This is a genomic window from Streptomyces anandii JCM 4720 (genome assembly GCF_014650655.1).
In the GTDB taxonomy this organism is placed as follows: Bacteria; Actinomycetota; Actinomycetes; order Streptomycetales; family Streptomycetaceae; genus Streptomyces; species Streptomyces anandii.
Genome location: NZ_BMVJ01000004.1, coordinates 449,653 through 450,206, shown reverse-complemented (window position 1 = coordinate 450,206; position 554 = coordinate 449,653). Strand labels below are relative to the sequence as shown.

Sequence of the window (554 nt, the reverse complement as noted above, 5' to 3'; positions counted from 1 at the left end):
ACCTCGACCTCCAGGGCGGCGGGCCGGGCGGTGTGCTGCTCCCGATCCACTGGGGGACGTTCAACCTCGCCTTCCACCCCTGGGCCGAGCCCGGCGAATGGACGCTGGCCTCGGCCGAGGCGGTCGGCCAGGCGGTCGCCCTGGCGGTTCCCGGCCGCCCCTTCGAGCCCGCGGGTGAACTGCCCACCCACCCGTGGTGGCGGGACGTCTCCCCGCCCCTCACACGCACCTGGCCGGTCCCGGAACTCGGCCTGAGCACAACGCGCGGCCTCGACCTGGTCGGGGAGGACTGACCGCCGGGCTCACCGCCGGTACTCGCGGTGGTCGTCGCCCTTGCCGAGGTAGTGGCGCTCCTCGACCACCTCCCGCTCATTGGGCCGCAGAACCGCGCCCGGCGTCGCCATGAAGGCGATCAGACCGAGCACGCCCGCCCCCATGAGGACGAAGCCGACGACGAACGAGCTGTAGCCGAACACCAGGCAGGCGCCCAGCACGGTCGCACCGATCAGCAACAGGGGAATCATGGCTGCCTTCTTTCACGAGTTCCGCCAGGG

1 protein-coding gene and 1 pseudogene are annotated in these 554 nt (G+C 72.0%); one reads left to right on the top strand and one right to left on the bottom strand.

Going from position 1 to position 554, the window contains the following annotated elements; translation table 11 throughout:
- Positions 1 to 293, top strand: a pseudogene (locus tag IE249_RS36880) (MBL fold metallo-hydrolase); the annotation flags it as partial.
- A gap of 9 nt (positions 294 to 302) precedes the next feature.
- Here the strand turns inward: IE249_RS36880 and IE249_RS10745 are convergent.
- Entirely contained in the window at positions 303 to 524 is a 222-nt protein-coding gene (locus IE249_RS10745; RefSeq protein WP_189704531.1) for a hypothetical protein, read from the bottom strand.
- Between the last annotated feature and the right edge of the window lie 30 nt (positions 525 to 554).